General features: G+C 61.8%; 21 protein-coding genes. All 21 read left to right on the top strand.

All coding sequences use genetic code 11. The features are described 5' to 3' along the window. Positions 1–325: beta-ketoacyl synthase chain length factor (locus tag CA2_RS18850; protein ID WP_174435625.1), on the top strand; the 325-nt coding region annotated here is incomplete at its 5' end. Further along, on the top strand, positions 276–1,094 hold the full coding sequence (locus CA2_RS15480) for a lysophospholipid acyltransferase family protein (protein WP_439708939.1): 819 nt from the start codon (positions 276–278) through the stop codon (positions 1,092–1,094). The genes CA2_RS18850 and CA2_RS15480, both read left to right, overlap by 50 nt. Further along, positions 1,081–1,341: a phosphopantetheine-binding protein gene (locus CA2_RS15475; protein WP_042419390.1), complete on the top strand. Its 261-nt coding sequence runs from the start codon at positions 1,081–1,083 to the stop codon at positions 1,339–1,341. The genes CA2_RS15480 and CA2_RS15475 overlap by 14 nt, the downstream gene beginning before the upstream one ends. 21 nt (positions 1,342–1,362) lie before the next feature. Then, complete coding sequence (locus tag CA2_RS15470; RefSeq protein WP_042419387.1) at positions 1,363–1,623, top strand: acyl carrier protein; 261 nt, start codon at positions 1,363–1,365, stop codon at positions 1,621–1,623. A gap of 13 nt (positions 1,624–1,636) precedes the next feature. Continuing rightward, positions 1,637–2,212: a COG4648 family protein gene (locus tag CA2_RS15465; protein WP_042419381.1), complete on the top strand. Its 576-nt coding sequence runs from the start codon at positions 1,637–1,639 to the stop codon at positions 2,210–2,212. Between the two features lie 13 nt (positions 2,213–2,225). Continuing rightward, on the top strand, positions 2,226–3,941 hold the full coding sequence (locus CA2_RS15460; protein WP_052369967.1) for an ApeI family dehydratase: 1,716 nt from the start codon (positions 2,226–2,228) through the stop codon (positions 3,939–3,941). Then, entirely contained in the window at positions 3,941–4,696 is a 756-nt protein-coding gene (locus tag CA2_RS15455; RefSeq protein ID WP_042419378.1) for a glycosyltransferase family 2 protein, read from the top strand. The genes CA2_RS15460 and CA2_RS15455 overlap by 1 nt, the downstream gene beginning before the upstream one ends. Beyond that, complete coding sequence (locus CA2_RS15450) at positions 4,693–5,697, top strand: lysophospholipid acyltransferase family protein (RefSeq protein ID WP_245620980.1); 1,005 nt, start codon at positions 4,693–4,695, stop codon at positions 5,695–5,697. The genes CA2_RS15455 and CA2_RS15450 overlap by 4 nt, the downstream gene beginning before the upstream one ends. Before the next feature lie 24 nt (positions 5,698–5,721). Then, on the top strand, positions 5,722–7,272 hold the full coding sequence (locus tag CA2_RS15445; protein ID WP_042419375.1) for an HAL/PAL/TAL family ammonia-lyase: 1,551 nt from the start codon (positions 5,722–5,724) through the stop codon (positions 7,270–7,272). Then, a complete protein-coding gene (locus tag CA2_RS15440) occupies positions 7,262–7,702 on the top strand; it encodes an acyl-CoA thioesterase (protein WP_042419373.1) in 441 nt (146 codons plus the stop codon). Before CA2_RS15445 ends, CA2_RS15440 begins: the two co-directional genes overlap by 11 nt. 71 nt (positions 7,703–7,773) lie before the next feature. Then, complete coding sequence (locus tag CA2_RS15435; RefSeq protein WP_042419371.1) at positions 7,774–8,391, top strand: outer membrane lipoprotein carrier protein LolA; 618 nt, start codon at positions 7,774–7,776, stop codon at positions 8,389–8,391. A 12-nt stretch (positions 8,392–8,403) separates the two neighbouring features. Further along, on the top strand, positions 8,404–10,806 hold the full coding sequence (locus CA2_RS15430) for an MMPL family transporter (RefSeq protein ID WP_245620979.1): 2,403 nt from the start codon (positions 8,404–8,406) through the stop codon (positions 10,804–10,806). A 35-nt stretch (positions 10,807–10,841) separates the two neighbouring features. Beyond that, entirely contained in the window at positions 10,842–12,092 is a 1,251-nt protein-coding gene (locus CA2_RS15425) for an NAD(P)/FAD-dependent oxidoreductase (RefSeq protein ID WP_042419369.1), read from the top strand. A gap of 89 nt (positions 12,093–12,181) precedes the next feature. Then, entirely contained in the window at positions 12,182–12,697 is a 516-nt protein-coding gene (locus CA2_RS15420) for a DUF3261 domain-containing protein (protein ID WP_169741485.1), read from the top strand. Then, a complete protein-coding gene (locus CA2_RS15415; RefSeq protein WP_042419367.1) occupies positions 12,694–13,884 on the top strand; it encodes a beta-ketoacyl-ACP synthase in 1,191 nt (396 codons plus the stop codon). The genes CA2_RS15420 and CA2_RS15415 overlap by 4 nt, the downstream gene beginning before the upstream one ends. A gap of 12 nt (positions 13,885–13,896) precedes the next feature. Further along, on the top strand, positions 13,897–14,391 hold the full coding sequence (locus CA2_RS15410; protein ID WP_042419365.1) for a hotdog family protein: 495 nt from the start codon (positions 13,897–13,899) through the stop codon (positions 14,389–14,391). Continuing rightward, entirely contained in the window at positions 14,384–15,127 is a 744-nt protein-coding gene (gene fabG / locus CA2_RS15405; protein WP_042419361.1) for a 3-oxoacyl-ACP reductase FabG, read from the top strand. The genes CA2_RS15410 and fabG overlap by 8 nt, the downstream gene beginning before the upstream one ends. Beyond that, positions 15,124–16,368 (top strand): beta-ketoacyl-ACP synthase, encoded by a 1,245-nt coding sequence (locus CA2_RS15400; protein ID WP_042419358.1) that lies wholly within the window; start codon positions 15,124–15,126, stop codon positions 16,366–16,368. Before fabG ends, CA2_RS15400 begins: the two co-directional genes overlap by 4 nt. A 14-nt stretch (positions 16,369–16,382) precedes the next feature. Beyond that, a complete protein-coding gene (locus tag CA2_RS15395; protein ID WP_245620978.1) occupies positions 16,383–16,781 on the top strand; it encodes a hypothetical protein in 399 nt (132 codons plus the stop codon). Positions 16,782–16,834: 53 nt separating this feature from the next. Continuing rightward, positions 16,835–17,269 carry a hypothetical protein gene (locus CA2_RS15390; RefSeq protein WP_042419355.1) on the top strand — a complete coding sequence of 145 codons (435 nt, stop codon included), beginning with the start codon at positions 16,835–16,837 and terminating at the stop codon, positions 17,267–17,269. A gap of 48 nt (positions 17,270–17,317) precedes the next feature. Next, entirely contained in the window at positions 17,318–18,049 is a 732-nt protein-coding gene (locus CA2_RS17725) for a 4'-phosphopantetheinyl transferase family protein (RefSeq protein ID WP_169741484.1), read from the top strand. Positions 18,050–18,095: the final 46 nt, after the last annotated feature.

The raw sequence follows: 18,095 nt of genomic DNA, 5'->3' as shown, positions 1-18,095 counted from the left end.
GCACGAAGGTGCTTCGGAAGTAATGCTGGTGTGTTACGAAGCACCACTGCCAACGCCGTATGACAGATTCCACGATGAGCCTCAGCCTCATTATGCTTGGGCAGTTTTGCTTGCTTTGGCTGCACCAGGTGAATTGGGGTTTAGCCTTAAGACCATACCTGCAACTGCGAGTGATATTTGCCAATCTCTGAAGTCAGGCTTGCCTCACGGCCTTGAGGTGCTGCATTTCTTGTTAAGTCGGGAGCGAGCGTCTTTGTGCGTTAGACATGGTAGTGGTGAGCAGCAGCGCTCCGGTTGTTGGTGGTGGGAGCGCTGTGGTGGGTGATCGGTTGAATCGCTGCTGGCGTGTGTTGGCCACAGGGCTTTGCTTTACCATTTTTGGGTTGGGCGGTTTGTTCGTGCCCTGTCTCGTTTATCCAGCATTGTTGCTGTGTGTGCGTAGCAACGAGCGCAGGCAGCATCTGTCACAGGCTGTAATTCATTACAGCTTCCGCTGGTTTGTGGCGTTGATGCGCTTTGTCGGCGTACTGTCGTACGAGGTGCGAGGTTCCGAGCGCTTGCAGCGTCGTGGACTTTTGATTCTGGCCAACCACCCCTCGTTGATCGATGTGGTGTTTCTGATTTCTTTTGTGCGCCATGCGGACTGTATCGTCAAGGCCGCGCTGGCGCGCAACCCGTTCACGCGCGGGCCGATCACTGCAGCAGGCTTTATTACCAACAGCGGCGGTGCCGAGCTGCTGGACGACTGCTTGCATTCGCTGCGGGCAGGTAACAACCTGATCATTTTTCCGGAAGGCACGCGCACCCCTTTGCAGGGCCAGGTACGTTTGCAGCGTGGTGCGGCCCATGTGGCAGTCAAAGGGCGCATTGCCATCACGCCGGTGCACATTCACAGCAGTCTACCTATGCTGACCAAGGGAACGTCTTGGTGGAAGGTGCCACAGCGCAAACCCCATTTCACCATTGAGGTGCGCGAGGACATCGCAGTCAATCCTTTCTGCGACGCAGCCCACAGCGAAGTGCTGGCGGCGCGCCAGGTGACGGAACACTTGTCAGAACAACTTTTTAGGGAACCTTCACGTGCTTCAGCTTGAACAAGAGATCAAAGAACTCATCATTTCTTCCCTGGCGCTGGAAGACATCACTCCCCAGGACATCGACGCCAGCGACGCGCTGTTTGTAGACGGTCTCGGGCTGGACTCCATCGATGCCCTGGAGCTGGGCCTCGCCCTGCAAAAGCGCTATGGCGTGAGCATGTCGGCCGACTCCGAGCAGACCCGCCAGCATTTCCGCAGTGTCCAGGCACTGGCCGCCTTCGTCGCTGCACACCGCGCGCACTAAGTCCTGAACCACGAACATCCTATGAACAAAGAAGCCATCTACGAACGGATTGTCCAGATCCTGCAGGACACTTTTGACATCGAGGCCGAGCGCATCACACCAGAGTCCAAGCTGTATGAAGACCTGGACATTGACAGCATTGACGCGGTCGATCTGATCGTGCAGCTCAAGCCCCTGGCGGGTAAGCGTTTGAATGCCGAGGCTTTCAAGTCAGTGCGCACTATCCAGGACGTGGTGGATGCCCTGCATCAACTGGTCAACGAAGACAGCACCGTCGCCTAAAGGCTCCCACGCCATGCGCAAAGCTGCCACTGCGGCCTTGCTGGTGCTGACGCTGCTGTACCCATTTGGGGTGTATGCCGCTTTGGACCATGTGGCGCCGCACTGGTTGGCCGGCGCCATGGTGCTGCTGTCCCTAGCACGGGCGGTCAGCACTCGCCAGGGTTTCTGGTATCTGGTGGCTGCTGGGGCGGGTGTGCTGGGGTTGTCGTCGTGGTGGCAGGGCGATGCTCAGGCTGTGAAGCTCTATCCGGTGCTGGTCAACGCCGTGCTGCTGGCAGTGTTTGGCTGGAGCCTGCGCTGCCCACCCTCGGTGGTGGAGCGCCTGGCGCGCCTGCAGACGCCTGATCTGCCAGCGGCTGCCGTGGGCTACACGGCGCGGGTCACGGCACTGTGGTGCAGTTTTTTTGTGCTGAATGGCACGGTGGCGGCCTATACAGCGCTCTACAGCAGCGATGCCACTTGGGCGCTGTACAACGGGCTGCTGGCCTATGTGGCTATGGGGGTGCTGATGGCTGGAGAGTGGCTGGTGCGCCAGCATGTGCAGCGCCGCCATCGATTGGAGCAGGCCCTAGGGGCATCAAACGAATGAGGATATACGCCCTGTGAATCCAGGCTTGACATTGGCCCAGGTGGCCCTGCCGCAGTCCCGTGCGGCAACGCATGCCGTGGCAAAGCTGGCCACGGGCGTGGTCACGCATGCGCAATGGGTGCGCCAGGTGCAAGCGTGGTGCGCTGCCTTGCAGCAGGTGCCCGGGCAGGATGTGGCTTTGTACCTGGACGAGCCGCTGGCCTTTGCCGCTGCGCTCTGGGGGGCGTGGCATGCGGGCAAGACACCGGTGCTGCTCAGCGATGTCCATCCTCAGACCTCGGCACAGTTACTGCCCCAGGTAGCGGCTTGTGTTGGGCAACTGCCTAACGCCATCGTCACCGCGCATGATGCGGCCGTGGTCGATGCCGTAGCGCTCCAGCCGTTGAACATGACTCAGGCGCGCGTGGTGCTGTTCACCTCCGGTTCGACCGGCATGCCGGAGCGCATTGAAAAACACTTGGCGCAGCTGGATGCAGAGGTCCACGCGCTGCAGTCTGTCTTTGGTGCTGATTTTGCCCCCCCCGGTGTGCAGGTGCTGGCCACCGTGTCACACCACCATATTTACGGGCTGCTGTTCCGATTGCTGTGGCCTTTGTCGTCTGGGCGCTTGCTGGGCACGCACTTTGCGCGCTACCCGGAAGAGCTGGTGCAGCAATTGCAGGCAACACCTTCCGGTCTGCTGGTGTCCAGCCCTGCACTGCTAGGGCGCCTGCCCGCACAGCTGGACTGGGGGGGCGCCACGACTGGCTTGCGTGGCGTGTTCTCGTCCGGTGGGCCGCTGTCGGCCGAGGCATCGATGCACACCCAGCAACTGCTGGGCCATTCGCCCACCGAGGTGTTTGGCAGCTCAGAAACCGGCGGCATTGCCTGGCGCCGCCGCGCCGAGCATAGCGATGTTTGGCAAACACTGCCGGGCGTGGCCTTGCGTGTGCTCGACAGTGGTTGCCTGGCCGTGCAATCCCCGCATTTGCCCCAGGCCTCTGTTTGGTGGGAAACGGCCGATCGTGTGGAAGCCAGTCCAGATGGTCATAGCTTTGTGTTGCTAGGGCGCTCCGACCGCGTGGTGAAAATTGCAGAAAAACGCGTGTCGCTGACGGCCATGGAGCGTAGCTTGCAAGCCCACGATTGGGTGAAGCAAGCCCGGGCCGTGGTACTGGAAGGTGATGGTGCATCTGCCCGGGTGGGCATGGTGGTGGAGTTGGCTGAATGCGGCTGGCAGGTGCTGCAGCAGCAAGGCCGCCGTGCTGTGGGCCAGGCCTTGCGCAGCGTTCTGGAGGGCGTGGTGGAGCGTGTGGCACTGCCGCGCAGTTGGCGCTATGTGGAGCAGTTGCCGGTCAACACCCAGAGCAAGACTACGCAGCAGAGCCTATTGGCTTTGTTCAACCCGGTGGTGCCGCAACCGCACTGGCTGGAGCGCAACACCACCCAGGCTGTGGCCGAGCTTTATATCCAGCCCCAGCTGCTCGTATTGGAAGGCCATTTTCCCGGCGCTACGCTGGTGCCCGGCGTGGCCCAGCTGCATTGGGTGGTCAGCCTGGGACAACAGGCGTTTGGCCTGAAGTCGCGCTTTGCAGATGTTCAGCTGCTCAAATTTCAGCAACCCATCTTGCCAGGCGATACGGTCCAGTTGCAACTGCAGTGGCATGCCGAAAAAGGTTGCTTGCAATTCGCACTGACGTCAGCGCGTGGTGCGCACGCCAGCGGCAAGTTGCTGGAGTGGACGCTGTGATGGACTTTCGTCCCATTGCGGTGATTCCCGTCTATAACCACCCGGACACCATTGGCCTGATGGTGCAGGGCGTGTTGCAAGCAGGCTTGCCCTGCTTGCTGGTGGATGATGGCAGTGAGCCGCGCTGTGCGGCCGTGCTGCAGGCGCTGGCAGCGCAGCATGCACCCCGGGTGCAACTGCTGCGCTTGGCGCAGAACCAGGGCAAAGGGGGGGCAGTGATGGCCGGCATGCGCCAGGTCTACGCGCAGGGTTACAGCCATGTGCTGCAGATCGACGCCGATGGCCAGCATGCTGTTACGGATATCCCCGTTTTTTTGGCCTTGGCCCGCCAGCATCCGCAGGCCATGATTTGTGGCGCACCGGTGTATGACGCCAGCGTCCCTAAAGGCCGCTTGTATGGCCGCTACCTGACCCATGTGTGGGTGTGGATCAACACGCTGTCACTGGAGATTCGTGACTCCATGTGCGGCTATCGCATCTACCCTTTGCCCGCCACGGTGGCGGTGCTGGACAGCGCTGCCATTGGCAAGCGCATGGACTTTGATACCGAAGTCTTGGTGCGCATGCACTGGCAAGGCATGCGCTTTGTGACCCAGCGCACCGCTGTCACCTATCCGCTGGATGGTCTGTCGCACTTCCAGGTCTGGCGCGACAACTTGCAGATTTCGGGCATGCACGCGCGCTTGTTTGCCGGCATGCTGTGGCGCAGCCCCAGATTGCTGGCCCGCAAGCTGGTGGGAAGGCGCGGCGCATGAGCATGCCCCAACACAGCGATTCACCCGCGCAGCGCGCTGCTGCTCCCACGCACTGGGCGCAGATTGGGGAGAGCACTTTTGTGGCCGGAATGTGGCTGCTCTACCACCTGCACCGCTTGCTGGGGCGCTGGCCGTTCTTGCTGTGCCTGTATCCGGTGGTGGCCTATTACTGGCTCACACGCCCATTGGCGCGGCGCTCTTCGCTGCAGTATTTGCAGCGCATGCAGCAGGCCCACGGCCTGTGGGCGCGCATGCCGGGTTGGTGGCACAGCCAGAAGCACTTTCGCATGTTTGCCCAGGTGATTCTGGATAAGCTGCTGGCGTTGACTGGTCGCTACCGCACAGAGCGGGTGCGTTTCAATGGTGACCAGCCGCTGCTGGAACTGCTGGAGCATGGGCAGGGGGCTGTTATTGTCACCGCCCACATGGGCTGTATCGAGCTTTGCCAGGCTATGGCTAGGCTGCAGCCCAATCTGCGCCTGAATATCCTGGTGCACACAAAGCATGCCGAGCAGTTCAACCGCCTGCTGCAGCGTTTGGCGCCCGACACTGGTGTGCGTCTGCTGCAGGTGGCTGATTTCAGTGCCGCCACCGCCATGATGCTGGCCGAACGTGTGGCGTGCGGTGAATTCATTGCCATTGCCGGCGACCGCGTGCCGGTGCACGACAGCAAGACCACGCGGGCGCAGTTTCTGGGCCACGAAGCGGCTTTTCCTTGCGGACCCTATGTGTTGGCCGCACTGCTCAAGTGCCCGCTGTATTTCATGGGTTGTGTGCACCAGGGCCGGGGCTATGCCGTGGAGTTTGTCCCCATCGCAACCCAGGTGCAGCTCCCGCGCGCGCGCCGCAATGAGGTGCTGGCCGAATACGCCCAGTTGTATGCCCAGCAACTGGAGCGCTTGCTGTGCCAGGCGCCATACGACTGGTTCAACTTTTTTCCGTTTTGGGAGCAAGGTGGGCCCGCCGCCATGCAGCCCCCATCTGCTTCCTGTGCTTCCTGATTTGTTTGCCGTGAGTAACCCCGCATGACCCAGAATGCCCGCCCCGCGCTCATCTTTTTTGATGGCACGCCCCTGCAGATCGAACAGATCACGGCCATTGCCCAGCAGCAGGCCCAGGCCGCACTGTCGCCCGAACCTGCGTTTCGTGCGCGCATCCAAAAGGGTGCGGATTTTCTGGACCGCCTACTGGCCGAAGATGGCGTGGTCTATGGCGTGACTACAGGCTATGGCGACTCGTGCACGGTGGAGATTCCGCCGGCGTTGGTGCCCGAGCTGCCCCACCACCTGTATGCTTACCACGGCTGCGGTGCCGGGCGCTATCTGACGCCGGTGGAAACGCGCGCCGTGCTGGCGTGCCGGATGGCGTCGCTGGCGCAAGGAATGTCGGGCGTGAGCTGGGCGCTGCTGCAGCAGCTTGAACACCTGCTGCAGCACGACATCCTGCCGCTGATTCCGGCAGAAGGTTCGGTGGGCGCCAGTGGTGATCTGACACCGCTGTCTTATGTGGCTGCAGCCTTGTGTGGTGAGCGTGAAGTGCTCTATAAAAATGAGCGCATTCCCGCCGCAGAGGCCTTGCTGCTGACCGGCGCCACACCGTTGAAGCTGCGCCCCAAGGAAGGCCTGGCGTTGATGAATGGCACGGCCGTGATGACGGCCCTGGCCTGCCTGGCCTGGCAGCGCGCCCAGTATGTGAGCCAGCTGGCTTGCCGCATCACGGCGGCCAATGTGGTGGGCATTGCAGGCAACGCCCACCACTTTGATGAAACCCTGTTTGCTGCCAAGCCGCACCCCGGCCAACAGCGCGTGGCTGCGCGCATCCGCTCCGACTTGGTGGCCGAGGCGCCGCTGCGCAACTCGCACCGCTTGCAAGACCGTTATTCCCTGCGCTGCGCCCCGCATGTGATCGGCGTGCTGGAAGATGCACTGCCCTTTATGCGTCAGCTGGTGGAAGGCGAGCTGAACTCCGCCAACGACAACCCGCTGATCGATCCGGAGCAGGAACGTGTGCTGCACGGCGGTCATTTCTATGGCGGCCACATCGCGTTTGCCATGGACGGGCTCAAGAACGCCGTGGCCAATGTGGCCGATCTGTTGGATCGCCAACTGGCACAGCTGGTGGACACCCGCTACAGCCAAGGCCTGCCGTCGAACCTGTCGGCCGCGCAGGGCGAGCGCCGAGCCATCAACCACGGGCTCAAGGCGGTGCAGATCAGCGTGTCGGCCTGGACGGCCGAGGCACTGAAGCTGACCATGCCGGCATCGGTGTTCTCGCGCTCCACAGAATGCCACAACCAGGACAAGGTCAGCATGGGCACGATTGCCGCCCGTGATGCACTGCGCGTGCTGGAGCTGACCGAGCAGGTGGTGGCCGCCATGCTGATTGCCGCGCGCCAGGCCGTGGTACTGCGCCAGCGTGTGCAGACCGATGTGCCGGTGGGCGAAGCCGTGCGGGCCTGGGTGGCCGATTTGGCCGCGCGCGTGCCGTTGGTCGAGGAGGACCGCGCGCTGGACCAGGATCTGCAGCGCTTGCTGGCAGACATCCGTGACCGCGCCTGGAGCCTGTATGCCCACTGAACAAGAACTGGCATCGCGCGAACGGCTGAGCTACGAGATCGAGGTCACGCCGGCCTTCTATGACATCGACGTGATGGAGATCGTCTACCACGGTAACTATGTGCGCTACCTGGAGCTGGCGCGCAGCGCGCTGTTGGCCCAGTTTGATTACGACTACCCGCGCATGCGCGATTCTGGCTATGGCTGGCCGGTGGTGGACATGCGCCTTAAATACGTGCGCCCGGCGCTGTTTGGCCAGAAGCTGAAGATTCGCGCCACCATCACCGAGTGGGAAAACCGCTTGCGCATCGACTATGTGATGCGCGACGCGGCCACGGGCCACAAGGTCAACACGGCCCACACCATCCAGGTGGCGGTCGATATGCACACCAAGGAGATGTGCTTTGTCTGCCCGCCCGTGCTGTGGGAACGCCTGGGGGTGCAGCCATGAAGCGCGTGCCGTTGTCGGGTGCGTGCGGTGTTTGGGGTGTGGGGGCTGCGCTGGTAGCCTGCGCACAGTTGTTGGCTTTTTCACCCGTACAGGGCGCCCCATCTGCGCCAGCAGCTGCAAAAAACGAAGCGTCGAGCGCACAGGCGCTGCTGGCCAAGGTGCGCCAGCGCGTGCAGGATGCGCCGGTGGTGCGCGGCCAGTTCACCCAGCTCAAGACGGTGCAGGGGTTCAAGCAGCCGCTCAAATCCTCGGGCGATTTTGTGGTCGCGCGCGGCAAGGGTATTGCCTGGCAGGTGCGCCAACCGTTTGCGTCCACGCTGATTGTCAAGCCCGACAGCCTGCTGTCGCGTGCAGCCGATGGCAGCGTGGCCATGCAGATGAAGGCGCAGGACGAGCCGGTGCTGCGCACCATCAACGCGATGTTGTTTGCTGTGATGGCGGCTGATCTGGCGCAACTGAGCCAGTACTTTGAAGTGACGGGTCAGGTGCAAGGCAACAGCTGGACGCTGCACCTGGTGCCGCGCGACGCTATGTTGGCCCAGTGGCTGCAGGCCGTGGACTTGCATGGTCAGCAGTTTGTGCAAGAAGTGCAGCTGCAGGAAGCGCGCGGTGATCGCAGCCAGATACTGATACAAAATCCGGCTGCAGAGCAAGCACTGCGAGCACAAGATGCTTCACTTTTTGAGTAAGCCCTGAGCCGCATGCATTCCACGTTTTCTTCCGCACCGGCCGCCGCAGGCCCTGGCCGCCTGTGGCGCTGGGCCGCACTCGCTTGGCTGCTGGTGGTGCTGGCCGTGGCGGGGCACCAATGGCGCTTTTGGCAGCAGGACCGCATTGACACCGATGTGCTGGCCTTGTTACCGCTGAATGAGCAGGCGCCGGATGTGGCGCGCGCCACGCAGCAGCTGTCCGAGCAGCTGTCGCGCCAGGTGGTGGTGCTGTTGGGCACGGCCCAGTGGGCCGATAGCCGCAACGCGGCCCAGGTGTTTCGTCAAAGCCTGGCCGAGCAGCAGCTGGCACCGTTGCGCGAAGAGCCGCTGGCGCAGCAAACCTCCATGCAATCAGCGCTGGACTTCTACCAGCCCTGGCGCCAGGCGCTGCTCACCCCGCAGCAGCGTGAGCGGCTACAAAAAACGCCGCGCGAAGCCTTGGTGCAGCAGGCGCTGCAGGACCTGTACCAGCCCGGCATGCAAGCTAGGTTGACCGATTGGGTGAGTGATCCTCTGGGGCTGTGGACACAGTGGTGGGCCGCCCGCGCTGGCCAGAGCCAGGCGCGTCCGCGCGATGGAGAGCTGTGGGTATCCGCGCAAGAGCGCCAATGGGTGCTGCTGCAGTACGGCCTGTCGGGCTCGGCTTTCCGCCTGTCGGGTGAGCCTATCTTGCAAGATACCATGCAGGCCGCGCTGGCCCAGGTGCGCCAGCAATGGCCTGACGCACAGTTGCTGTTGGCTGGTGTGCCGCTGCACGCCGAAGCTGCGGCCACCCAGGCCCACGGCGAGATCAACACCATTGGCTGGGGTTCGCTGGCTGGGGTGCTGCTGCTGGCGTGGTTGGCGTTTCGCTCGGTGCGGCCGGTGGCACTGGTGGGCCTGTCGCTGCTGGTGGGCACGGCCGTTGCCTTGTCGGTGACAGCGCTGTTTTTTGACCAGGTGCATTTGCTGACCTTGGTGTTTGGCGCCAGCCTGGTGGGCGTGGCCGAAGACTATGGCATCCACTATTTCGCGGCTCGCCAGGGCGAGCCAGACCGCACGCCCCATGCGCTGATGCGGGCGCTGCAGCCCGCACTGTGGCTGGCGTTGGGCACCAGCGTGATCGCTTATGTGGCGCTGGGCGCCGCTGCCTTTCCGGGGCTGCGGCAGATGGCACTGTTCTCGGTGGTGGGGCTGGCCGCCGCAATGCTGACGGTGGTGTGCTGGTTCCCGTGGCTGGACCGTGGCCAGGTGCCGCAAAGCCGCGTTGCCCATCGCATTGGCCAAACACTGAACGCCTGGCCGCGCTGGCGTGCTGCGACCTGGGGATCGGCCTTGTTGTGCGCGCTGATGGCCGCAGGGATTTGGTTGAGCGGCGGCGTCAACATCCAGGACGATGTGCGCCAGTTGCAAAACGGCAACCCCAGCCTGATCGCGCAGCAGCGCCAGGTGGGGGAGATGCTGGGCTTGCCCAGTCCGGCGCAGTTCTATCTGGTCAAGGGCAGCGATGCGCAGCAGGTGCTGCAGCGCGAAGAAGCACTCAAAGCGCGACTGGATGCACTGGTGTTGCAACACCAGTTGGCGGGTTATACAGCGGTGTCGGACTGGGTGCCTTCGGCGCAGCGCCAGGCGCAGGATGCGGCGTTGGTGCGCAGCGTGCAGGCCGATGTGCTGCAGGGCATCAATGCCCAATTGGGCGAAGCCTTTGCCCCACCTGCGGTGAAAGCAGCTGCCTCGCTGGATGTACAGGACTGGCTGGCGCAGCCCATAGCCGCGGCAGCGCGCCCGTTGTGGCTGGGCACGTACGACGGTGCCACACGCAGCATGCTGATGCTGCGCGGCGTGCAAGGCCAGGCAGCGCTGCCGGCGCTGGCGGCTGCGGCACAAGGGCTGGAAGGCGTGACCTGGGTGGACAAACCCGCCGAAATTTCGGGTTTGCTGCAGCGCTACCGCATCTCGATGACCGAGTTGCTGGTGCTGGGCCATGCCCTGGTGCTGGGCGCGCTGTGGCTGCGCTTTGGCCGCAAAGCCTGGCGGGCGTGGGTGCCCACGGTGCTGGCCAGCCTGGCCGTGGTGGCCGTGATGGCGGCCTGGGGCCAGCCTTGGCAGCTGTTCAATGTGCTGGCGCTGATGTTGCTGCTGGGCGTGGGCATTGACTACGGCATTTTTTTGCAGGAACACGAGGACGATCCCCATGCCTGGTTGGCGGTGGTCATTGGTGCTGGCAGCACTTGGCTGTCCTTTGGCCTGCTGGGCCTGTCGAGCACACCTGCACTGCGCGCTTTTGGCGTGACGCTGATGCTGGGCCTGCCCCTGGTGCTGGTGCTGGCACCGCTGTTTCGTGCAGGAACGGCTGCAGTTGCCGGTAGCGCGCCACCATTGCTTGATCGAGAACAACTGACGCAGAGAGGGTGAGGGGGTACAACCCCTTGCCGAAAAGGAGTGAGGACATGACACGCATAGAACAAACCGAAATCTTGATCATTGGTGCCGGCCCGTCGGGTGCGGTGGCCGCAGGCCTGCTGCGCAAGCAAGGGCGCCAGGTGCTGATCCTGGAGAAGGAAACCTTCCCCCGGTTTTCGATTGGTGAAAGCCTGCTGCCGCAGAGCATGGAATACATCGAGCAAGCCGGCATGCTGCAGGATGTGGTGGAAGCCGGCTTCCAGTACAAAAACGGCGCGGCTTTTGCTAAGGGCGAGTTGCGCTCGGCTTTCGATTTTCGCGATAAATTTTCGCCTGGCTGGGGTACCACCTACCAGGTGCAGCGCGCGAACTTCGACAAAGTGCTGGCCGATGCGGCCGAGAAGGCGGGCACGGAAATCCGCTACCGCCACACCGTGGTGGCCGTGGATGTGACCGGTGTCCAACCGCAGGTGACCGTGCGTTCGCCGGAAGGGGAAGAGTACGTGGTGCAGGCCCGCTACCTGTTGGATGCCAGCGGCTTTGCCCGCATCCTGCCACGCATGCTGGATCTGGAGCGTCCTTCGGATTTCCCGGTGCGCGGCGCGCTGTTTACGCACATCGAAGACCGGATCGCCCCCCAGGACATGGACCGCAACAAGATCCTGATCTCGGTCCATCCCGAGCACCAGGACGTGTGGTTCTGGACCATTCCGTTCTCGAACGGCCGCTGCTCGCAAGGTGTGGTGGCTACGCCGGAGTTTCTGGCACGCTACGAGGGGACCGAGGTCGAGCGTCTGCGCGCCATCATTGCCGAGGCGCCCAGCCTGTCGCATGTGCTGCGCAATTCGCAGTGGGACACAGCGGGCCGCTCCATCACCGGCTATTCGGCCAATGTGACATCGCTGTGGGGTAATGGCTACGCCTTGCTGGGCAATGCAGGCGAGTTTCTCGACCCTGTGTTCTCCAGCGGGGTGACCATCGCCTTCAAGTCTGCTAGTTTGGCTGCCCATTGCATTGCACGCATGTGGCAGGGCGAGACAGTGGACTGGCAAAAAGACTATGCCGTGCCGCTGCAAGCAGGCGTCAACACCTTCCGAGCCTTTGTGCAAGGCTGGTATGACGGTGGCTTCCAGGACGTGATCTTTCACCAGCACAGCAGCCAGGAGATTCGACGCATGATTTCTTCCATTCTGGCGGGATATGCCTGGGATGTGAACAATCCCTATGTGGCTGAGCCGCAGCGCCGGCTGGGCGTACTGCGCGAGCTGTGCCGTTCGACCCAGGCTGAACCTGCATGATGAAAAAGACTGGTTTCACTCTGCACCGCGCCGTCAGTCTGGCCAGCGCTGTGGTGTGTGTGCTGGGAGGCTGTGCCAGTGCGCCAGTAATGACGGGGAGAGTAGAGCGCGTTGCACCGTTGCAGCTGACGCTCGCACCGGTCTCGTTGGGTTGCAGCTTGGCCGTGCAGCAGCAACTGACGGTGCAACCACCAAGCGGGTCTGCGCAAACCCTGGACGCCCTGCTGGAGGTCGATGGGCAGAGCGTGCGCCTGGCCTTGTTCCACCTGGGGCAGCGCATGGGTGCACTGAGCTGGGATGGCCAGCAACTGCAGACCCAGCTGTCACGCTGGTGGCCTGCGCAACTGTCGCCCGTTCAGGTGTTGAGCGATATGCAGCTGGCGCTGTGGCCTGCGCCAGCTATTGCACAGGCCTTGCCTGCTGGCTGGCAGGTGCAGGACGGTGCGCAAGTGCGCCGGTTGACACACCAAGGTCAACTTCGTGTCGAAGTACAGGCCGTGGGAAAGGATGCATTTGAGATTCGATATGCGCCTGCGGCTTGGAGTTTGCTGGTGGCATCGCCTGGCGGAATGCAGCCGTGCATGGCTGCGCAGGAGGCGCTATGAGCCGCGTTTACATCCCGGCCATGGCGGTTTGCAGTGCCTTAGGGGGGGATGCAGCCAGCTTGCGCGCCGGCATGTGGGCTGCGCAAGACCCGTGCAGTTTACAGATGACAGACCGCTATTCACCCGGTCGCAGCCTGCCACTGGGGTGTTTGCCTGCGCAGCTGCAGCTGCCCGTGCTGGATTTCGCACCGCCCACGCAACGCTCGCGTAACAACGCCCTGGCTTGGTATGTGGCACAGCAGCTGCGGACAAACGTGGATCAGGTGATCGAACGTTGGGGCGCACATCGCGTGGCAGTGGTGGTCGGCACCAGCACGGCAGGGGTGCAAGAAGGTGAGCAGGCCGCGGCCATGTGGAGCGCCCAGCAGTGCTTTCCGCAAGATTTTGATTACGCGGTGCAGGAGATGGGCAATGTGGCTGCTTTTTTGGCACAGCATCTGGGTATCCAAGGCCCGGCGCACACCATCTCCACCGCATGTTCTTCAGGTGCTAAAGCGCTGGCATCGGCTGCGCGCTGGTTGCAGGCAGGTCTGGTCGATGCGGTGGTTGCAGGCGGTGTTGATGCACTGTGCGCCTTTACCGTGGCGGGCTTCAGCGCACTGGAGGCCGTATCAGATGTGCGCTGCAACCCGTTGTCGGTCCATCGCCGTGGCATCAACCTGGGCGAGGGCGCTGCTGTATGTTTGCTGACGCGCGAAGAAGCCCCTGTATGGCTGGCAGGCTGGGGCGAGACGCAGGACGCCCACCATATGTCAGCCCCTGATCCCAGTGGCCGGGGGGCGGTCGCGGCCATGCAACTGGCACTGCAGCGTGCGGGCTTGCGCCCGCAGGACGTAGATTATGTGAATCTGCATGGCACAGCCACGGTGCACAACGATGCTATGGAAAGCTTGGCGGTGCACCAAGTGCTGGGCAGCGAGGTGCCCGTGAGCTCCTCCAAACCTCTGACCGGCCACACGCTGGCAGCTGCTGGCGCCGTGGAGGCCGCCATGGCTTGGCAACTGCTGCAGGATAACCCACAAGGGCTGCTGCCAGTGCACTGGTGGGATGGTGCGCCAGACCCTCTACTGCCCGCGTTGCGCGTGGTGCAACCAGGCATGACACTTGGGCGTGCGCCACGGGCTGTGCTGAGCAATTCTTTTGCCTTTGGCGGCAGCAATTGTGCGTTGCTGCTGGCTGCTGCCTGAGGTGTGATCCCCATGAATGTGTTTTTACCAATCGAGAACTATGTGCCCCACCGGGGCGTGATGCTGCTGCTCGACCGCCTGGTCCACGCCGATGCGGAGGGGGCCGTGGCCCAGGTCACGGTACCCCGTGATGGACTGTTTGTGCAGGAAGCGGGTATGCCGGCCTGGGTGGGTGTGGAATACATGGCCCAGACCGTGGCCGCTTGGGCAGGCTGGCAGGCTTTGCAAGCCCAGCAGTCCGTCAAATTGGGTTTTTTGCTGGGTACCCGCAAATACCAAGCCGAATGCAGCCATTTCGTACTGGGTACAACGCTGCAAGTGCGGGTGCACAGCGAGCTGGTGGGTGATAACGGCCTGGGAATGTTTGCCTGCGAAATCGTGCAGGCCGAGGCAGGTGCTCAGGAGCATGTGCTGGCCCAGGCGCGTATCTCTGTGTACGAACCCGAGGACGGAAGCGCATATATTCACGCGCTAGAAAAACAGGGAGTGAGTGAACAACATGAATGAGGCCCCCCAAACAGCCACCGTGTTGGTGACCGGGTCCAGCCGGGGCATTGGCCGCGCGATTGCCCTGCGCTTGGCCCGCGATGGTTTTGACATCGTGGTGCATTGCCGCAGCGGGCGCGAACAGGCGCAGCAGACCGCGGATGCCATCCAGGCACTGGGCAGACAGGCCCGTGTGCTGCAGTTTGATGTGGCCGATCGTGCAGGCTGTGCCGCGCAGCTGGACGCTGATATGGCTGCGCACGGCGCTTACTACGGCGTGGTCTGCAATGCTGGCATTGCCCAGGACAACGCATTTCCCGCCATGACGGGTGAGGAATGGGATGCCGTAGTGCATACCAACCTGGATGCGTTCTACAACGTGTTGCACCCCATCGTCATGCCCATGGTGCGTCGACGCCAGCCGGGGCGCATTGTCACGTTGGCTTCGGTGTCCGCACTGATGGGCAACCGCGGACAGACCAATTACAGCGCGGCCAAGGCCGGGGTGATTGCTGCGACCAAGTCGCTGGCCATCGAGTTGGCCAAGCGCGAGATCACCGTCAACTGCGTGGCGCCAGGCCTGATCGATACCGAGATGGTCAGCGATGATGTGCTGGAGCACGCGCTGGAGCTGATTCCCATGCGGCGAATGGGCAAGGTAGATGAAGTAGCCGGACTGGTGGCATTTCTGATGGGCAACGAGGCATCGTACATCACACGCCAGGTGATCTCTGTCAACGGAGGCATGATCGGATGAGTGGAGCAAGCAAGCGGCGCGTGGTCGTCACCGGTATTGGCGCGCTGAGCCCCTTGGGCCATGACTGGGCGACGGTGCGGGAGCGGTTGCGCACAGGCCTCACTGCCATTCGCGTGATGGATGAGTGGAAGGTCTATGAAGGCCTGAACACGCAGCTGGGCAGCACCGTGCCCGCGTTTGATCTGCCCGCGCATTACAACCGCAAGACCATGCGCAGCATGGGCCGTGTGGCGTTGATGGCCACCCGTGCGAGCGAGCTGGCGCTGGAAGACGCGGGACTGTTGGGCGACCCTTTTGTCAAAAGCGGGCAGATGGGCGTTTCCTATGGCTCATCGGCGGGCACACCGGCTGCGATTGGCGACTTCGGCCGCATGATGGCTGACAAGAGTACCGAGGGTATCAACGCCAACACCTACATCAAGATGATGTCGCACACAGCGGCGGTGAACATTGGTGTGTTCTTCGGCACTACGGGACGCATCATCACCACCTCCAGCGCTTGCACCTCGGGCAGCCAAGGGCTGGGTTATGCCTTCGAGGCCATTCAAAGCGGCAAGCAGCTCGCCATGTTGGCGGGGGGCGCAGAGGAGTTGGATGCCACGCAGGCCGCTGTCTTTGACACCTTGTTTGCCACCAGCCTGAAGAACGAGACTCCGGAGCTGACGCCACGCCCCTTCGATGCGCAGCGCGATGGCTTGGTGTTGGGCGAGGGCGCTTGCACCTTTGTGCTCGAAGAGCTGGAGCATGCCCAGGCGCGCGGTGCCCGCATCTACGCGGAGCTAATCGGTTTTGCCAGCAATTCCGACGGCACCCATGTCACCCATCCGAACCCCGCCACCATGGCCCAGGCCATGCGCATGGCGCTGGACGATGCTGGTGTGCTGCCGGAAGCAGTGGGCTATATCAACGCCCACGGTACCGCCACCGATCAGGGAGATATTGCCGAATCACAGGCCACGCACCAGTTGTTTGGCGACCGTGTGCCGGTTAGCACACTCAAAGGCTATATGGGCCACACGCTGGGGGCTTGTGGCGCTCTGGAAGCTTGGATGAGCATTGAGATGATGCGCGAAGGTTGGTTTGCGGCCAACGCCAATCTGGCCGAACCCGACCCGCGCTGTGCCACACTGGACTACATCAGGGACAAGCCGCGGGCCTTGCGCACGGACGTGGTGATGAGCAACAACTTTGCTTTCGGCGGAATCAACACATCGCTGATTTTCCGCCGTTGGCCTGCATAAAGACTGGGCGAACAATGATGAAGATGATGCGTCATATTGCGTTTGGCATGGTGATGGCCGTGGCTGTGGGGAGTGCGATGGCTCGCAACACAGAAATCTACGAGCCGCCGCAGGTTTTGTGGACTCCGGCTGTTGCTTCCACGCAAGTGCAGCTGCGGGACCGCATTGTGGCGGCAGGGAAATCATTGGGTTGGGTGGTGAGCAAGGAGGATGATGGTCGCCTGGAGCTGCGCTACGACAAACAGGGCAAGCACCAAGTCACGATCTCCGTGCAATACGACACCACGGGCTACCAGATCAGCTATCTGAACAGTGTGAATCTGGATTTTGTGGAAGCCAATGGTGTTCGCAAAATCCACCCCAATTACAACCGCTGGATTCGCAATCTGATGCTGAGAATTGGTACGGTGTGAGCGGACCGTACTCATTTTTTGACAACCATGCCCTTTGAGGGAGGAGGAAAATCATGAAACAAATCGCATTGACTTTGCTGGCCTTGATCGCTGCCACTGCGGCGCAGGCGCGCGACGATACCGTGATGCTGCCTTTGGCAGACGTGGTGCAGCTGGGTCTGGACCAAGGCAAGCTGGACGGTAGCGTGAAGTTCTACCTGTCTGGCGCTGCCACGCCCCGTGTGAGTGCCAAGCTTGGGGATGACACCTCGAACAAGAAGACCAATGGTGTGGGCAAGGACGATGCCACTGCCTGTAACTGGGCTGCGCTGTCTGCGCTGATTGCATTCCAGTCCTCGGCCAAGCAAAAGGGTGCCAATGCCGTGGTGGACCTGCACAGCTTCTACAAAAAGAACCCGAACAAGGACCCGGTGAACTATGAATGCCATGCTGGCAACATCATGGCGGGTGTTGCACTCAAGGGGACTTATGCTCGCATAGGTAAATAAAAAGCACTGATGTCAACGTGGGGGCTTTTGATAGGCAGTCAATCCTCGATGTTTGTGCAAGCGCAGCAGCTTCGACCTGGGTGGTTAAGTGATTCGGAGTTGCAGCGGTTGACAGGCTTGAGTTCTGCACGGCAGCAAATGTTTCTGGCCTGTCGCTACGCCTTGCGATTGCTGTTGGCGGAGTCAGCGGAGCAGCTAGAAAAATGGCGTTTATCCAGCCACTCAGGTCATGCACCACGTGTAGAGCATGGGCATAAGTGCGATGCACCAGAGCCTATGCTTTCGCTCTCCCACAGTAGCGGGATGCTGGTTTGCGTCAAAGCGCCTGTGGCAGTGGGTGTTGATATCGAGGTTCAAAAGCCTTCTCGATTTCGTGATGCTTTGGCGATTGCAGAATTTGTATGTTCACAGGCTGAACGTGCTTGGTTGGCGGAGCTTACGCCAGATGCGCAGCAGCGTGGTATTTTGCAGCTGTGGTGTTTGAAAGAAGCGTACTTCAAATGCATTGGAAGTGGGATTAACTTTTCCCATATTTCCGAGATGTCTTGGAGCCCAGTGTCTGGAGACTGCACGGTGGCAGAGGGTGCCGTCACTATTGCTTATGCGCGTCTGTGGAGGGGTGTTAATTCTGAAGGTGACAATGTTTACTTGGCCTTGTGTACCCAAGATCGTCCACTACCTGCTTTATCGCCTCACATTGATGAGGAGTGTTTGAGCTTGGCGTGGCATGAGATTGCCGAATGGCGACTTTTTCTTCCCGATTTAACCGTGCTGAATTGAATCGATTAGGGAAGGTCGGCGTTGTTGCATAAATGCCGGTCGCAGG

Origin of the sequence: Comamonas aquatica NBRC 14918 (assembly GCF_000739875.1) — a bacterium.
GTDB lineage: Bacteria > Pseudomonadota > Gammaproteobacteria > Burkholderiales > Burkholderiaceae_C > Comamonas > Comamonas aquatica.
Note: the sequence above shows the minus strand (reverse complement) of the source record. Positions and strands in the feature narration are given on the sequence as shown.

Excerpts from the sequence above, each read along its gene's own strand:
- CA2_RS15470 (WP_042419387.1), top strand. The coding sequence starts at position 1,363 with ATGAACAAAGAAGCCATCTACGAACGGATTGTCCAGATCCTGCAGGAC.
- CA2_RS15465 (WP_042419381.1), top strand. The coding sequence starts at position 1,637 with ATGCGCAAAGCTGCCACTGCGGCCTTGCTGGTGCTGACGCTGCTGTAC.
- CA2_RS15455 (WP_042419378.1), top strand. The coding sequence starts at position 3,941 with ATGGACTTTCGTCCCATTGCGGTGATTCCCGTCTATAACCACCCGGAC.
- CA2_RS15450 (WP_245620980.1), top strand. The coding sequence starts at position 4,693 with ATGAGCATGCCCCAACACAGCGATTCACCCGCGCAGCGCGCTGCTGCT.
- CA2_RS15445 (WP_042419375.1), top strand. The coding sequence starts at position 5,722 with ATGACCCAGAATGCCCGCCCCGCGCTCATCTTTTTTGATGGCACGCCC.
- CA2_RS15440 (WP_042419373.1), top strand. The coding sequence starts at position 7,262 with ATGCCCACTGAACAAGAACTGGCATCGCGCGAACGGCTGAGCTACGAG.
- CA2_RS15430 (WP_245620979.1), top strand. The coding sequence starts at position 8,404 with ATGCATTCCACGTTTTCTTCCGCACCGGCCGCCGCAGGCCCTGGCCGC.
- CA2_RS15425 (WP_042419369.1), top strand. The coding sequence starts at position 10,842 with ATGACACGCATAGAACAAACCGAAATCTTGATCATTGGTGCCGGCCCG.
- CA2_RS15420 (WP_169741485.1), top strand. The coding sequence starts at position 12,182 with ATGACGGGGAGAGTAGAGCGCGTTGCACCGTTGCAGCTGACGCTCGCA.
- CA2_RS15415 (WP_042419367.1), top strand. The coding sequence starts at position 12,694 with ATGAGCCGCGTTTACATCCCGGCCATGGCGGTTTGCAGTGCCTTAGGG.
- CA2_RS15410 (WP_042419365.1), top strand. The coding sequence starts at position 13,897 with ATGAATGTGTTTTTACCAATCGAGAACTATGTGCCCCACCGGGGCGTG.
- fabG (WP_042419361.1), top strand. The coding sequence starts at position 14,384 with ATGAATGAGGCCCCCCAAACAGCCACCGTGTTGGTGACCGGGTCCAGC.
- CA2_RS15400 (WP_042419358.1), top strand. The coding sequence starts at position 15,124 with ATGAGTGGAGCAAGCAAGCGGCGCGTGGTCGTCACCGGTATTGGCGCG.
- CA2_RS15395 (WP_245620978.1), top strand. The coding sequence starts at position 16,383 with ATGATGAAGATGATGCGTCATATTGCGTTTGGCATGGTGATGGCCGTG.
- CA2_RS15390 (WP_042419355.1), top strand. The coding sequence starts at position 16,835 with ATGAAACAAATCGCATTGACTTTGCTGGCCTTGATCGCTGCCACTGCG.
- CA2_RS17725 (WP_169741484.1), top strand. The coding sequence starts at position 17,318 with ATGTTTGTGCAAGCGCAGCAGCTTCGACCTGGGTGGTTAAGTGATTCG.